We start from the raw sequence: 2,870 nt of genomic DNA, 5'->3' as shown, positions 1-2,870 counted from the left end.
TGAAGCCTACGGCAAACGCCCGTTGGAAACGGGGACCAACCTAGACCGGCAGCGGGCCAACACCAAGGAGGAAGATCCGACCGGGCTGCTCAACGAAGGGTTCCGCTACCGTGACATCGAGACCGGCGTGTGGCTGAGCCGCGACCCGGCAGGGTTTGTGGATGGCCCCAACTTGTATGCGTACGTGCTGCAGAATCCGTGGACGGCTTTCGATCCGGAGGGATTGGAAGGAGCCATTATCTTCGGAGTCTTTTTCAGCACAGAATACGGGGTGCTACAGATAACGCCCGCACAGGACTTCCACAAGTCGAGAGCCACAACCGTGTTTCCCGATGTTGACAAGGCGAGAGAGCGATTCAGTGACCTAACGGGATCTCCAGGCGAATTTGGAGCAGGATTCGTCGGCGGCTATCATGGTAGCGATGTTGGGGGCGACTCTAGGGCTGCTCAGAATGGGAGGGCCGTTGGAGAAAACATTGCCATGGCAGAAGCTGTGATAGCGGCATTCGCGCGCACTGGCGTGCCCAAAGGACCCGGTCCGAGGTTTGCACCAGCACACGGTCCGGCGGTGGACCTTCCGGTGGCGCTACCTGCCACGCGCCTGCCTGCAAATGTGCTAATGAACCAGAATTCAGGAGAGGAGTCCCCAACTGAGACTGGAAAACAGACCGTTGAGAATGCTGAAAAAGCCGCAAATAGTGGAGTAGACCTCACGCTGAAATACAAACCCGACTGGACGGACGCTCAACGAGCCGCCGCAGATGCCAAGGCGGCAGCGTTGACCGAGGCTGACACCGTGGTGACGCCAGCCCCTACTCGAAATGGCACAACGCAATCAAGGTATCGCCGTGAGGCCGGTTTGGATTCCAAGACAGATGCAGACCACACTATTGACTTGCAACTTGGCGGGACCGACGCGATGCCCAACATGTCCGGCCTCGATAGCAGCGTGAACCGGAGTATGGGCTCACAGATCAACGGTCAAATCAAGAAGTTCCCAGCAGGCACGCGAGTGAACAACGTCAACATGGCCGATCCATGACCCTAGACCCTTTCAACAACGTTTTTCAGGTTACAGCCAACGAAAGAAACTTTGTGCACGGCGTTCCGCCAGAGTGTGGTGATCCAAATCTCTCAGCGATCATTGGTGCCCTTGGCGGGAAGACCTTTCTGCATGGCCTGTATCGAGTCCTTCGATCCGACAGAATGGACGCTGCCAAGGCTGCGATGGAGAAAGTCTTCCCGGAATATAGAGGCCGAATCGTACCGTTCGCTTTCGATTGGCTCGGCAGGCACTTCGCAGTTGATCTTGCTCGGATCGAGGACGGACGGCCACAAGTGCTTATGCTGGAAATCGGAGCTGCGGAAGCGATGGAAATCCCCGCCTCCGTTGCAGATTTTCACAATGTGGAGCTTGTCGAGTATGCGGATGATGCCCTTTCATTCCCGTTTTGGCAGCAGTGGCGAGCCAGTAACCCCAATGACCTCTCATACTCGGAATGTGTCGGCTACAAGGTGCCGCTTTTCTTGGGAGGGGCTGATGAGCTCGCCAATCTTGAGACTATCGACTTGAGCGTTTATGTCGAAATTTGCGGCCAATTGAGGAATAAAACTCGCACACTTGCTGCTGGTCAGACAATCAGTCGGGTGTTCATGAGCGGTAGCGTCAAAAGTGACAACCAAATGTGATAACCCATAGCAGCCCGTGCCAACAGCCTGTTTTCACAAAATAAGCACCGAAACAAGGTTACTCCTTCGTCGTGCTTCGCAGCTCGTGAGCAGATGGCGAAAATGCCAGAAGACAGGCTATTCCGGCGGCTACCTCATTAAGAAACATAGAAACTGATGACCGGCGAAGTCATCGCAAATATCACCTTTAGGTCCGGGATGTCAGATCACCGGGTGAGGCGCCTGAATACAGCCTTTCGCCCCGAGGAGAGAGGGGGGCGAGAAGACGGATTTCACGGCACCGGGTTCCCGGTTTTCACAGTAGCCTAGGACAGAAGCAAGGATACCGGCCTGTTCCTGGACCACCCCAATCCGCTCGGGCACCTCCTCAACCCCTTGATATTCCCCTGGTTATTGGCGAAAATGCCAGAAGACAGGCTATTCCAGCGGCTGATACCTATGCCTAGGGCGGACGCCGGACCGGGACCGCGCTGGGCACGGGCAAGACCATTGCCACCACCTACGACAGCCAGGGCAAACCGCTCACAGTGACTGAGGGCGGGCGCACCACCGTCTATCACTATGACCTGGCCAGCCGGGCCGTGGCCCAGACCCAGCCCAACGGGTTGTGGCAATACAACTCGTATGACGACCTGGGCCGTCTGGAATCGCGCCAGACCTACACCAGCGCCGATGCCCTGCAGGCCCAGTTCCTGTGGACCTATGATGCGGTGGGCAATGTCACGGTGCAGTCAGAGCGCTGGCCCGGAGAGGGCACCCGGGGCGCAGGCTGGCGCAGCACCGTCATGGTGTATGACGCCACCAACCGGCTCACGGGTGAGGCCATGGCCCAGCCTGGTTCCCCGGTGATCACCACCGGTTATGCCTATGACACCGGCAGCAATCGCAGTGTCAAGCTGGTGAGCACGGATGGCACTCTTACCACCAAGACGCTCTACACCTACAACGACTTCAACCAGCTCACGGACTGGTCGGAGGAGGACGGGCTGGGGGCTGTGACCCGCACGGCGGACTTGACCTATGACCTGGCAGGCAATCGCGCCACCCAGACGCTCACGGTCACCGGGCAGTCCGCCCAGACCACCACCTATCACTGGGATGCGGAGAACCGCCTGGAAGGGGTGACCCTGCCCAACGCGGATGAGAATGAGTATGGCTACGACTACCGGACCCGGCGCATC

The 2,870-nt window shown here is 58.0% G+C and carries 2 protein-coding genes and 1 pseudogene; all 3 read left to right on the top strand.

Annotation, left to right across the window (positions count from 1 at the left end; all coding sequences use genetic code 11):
- Positions 1 to 1,042 (top strand): RHS repeat-associated core domain-containing protein (locus BV034_RS30430; protein WP_265593645.1); only part of this gene is annotated, 1,042 nt, incomplete at its 5' end.
- Positions 1,039 to 1,689, top strand: coding sequence for a T6SS immunity protein Tdi1 domain-containing protein (locus tag BV034_RS30425; protein WP_081888231.1), 651 nt, complete (start codon positions 1,039 to 1,041; stop codon positions 1,687 to 1,689). The genes BV034_RS30430 and BV034_RS30425, both read left to right, overlap by 4 nt.
- Before the next feature lie 470 nt (positions 1,690 to 2,159).
- Positions 2,160 to 2,870 (top strand): annotated as a pseudogene (locus tag BV034_RS30420) (sugar-binding protein); the annotation flags it as partial.

The sequence above is a fragment of the Verrucomicrobium sp. BvORR034 genome (assembly GCF_000739635.1).
GTDB lineage: Bacteria > Verrucomicrobiota > Verrucomicrobiia > Verrucomicrobiales > Verrucomicrobiaceae > Verrucomicrobium.
Note: the sequence above shows the minus strand (reverse complement) of the source record. Positions and strands in the feature narration are given on the sequence as shown.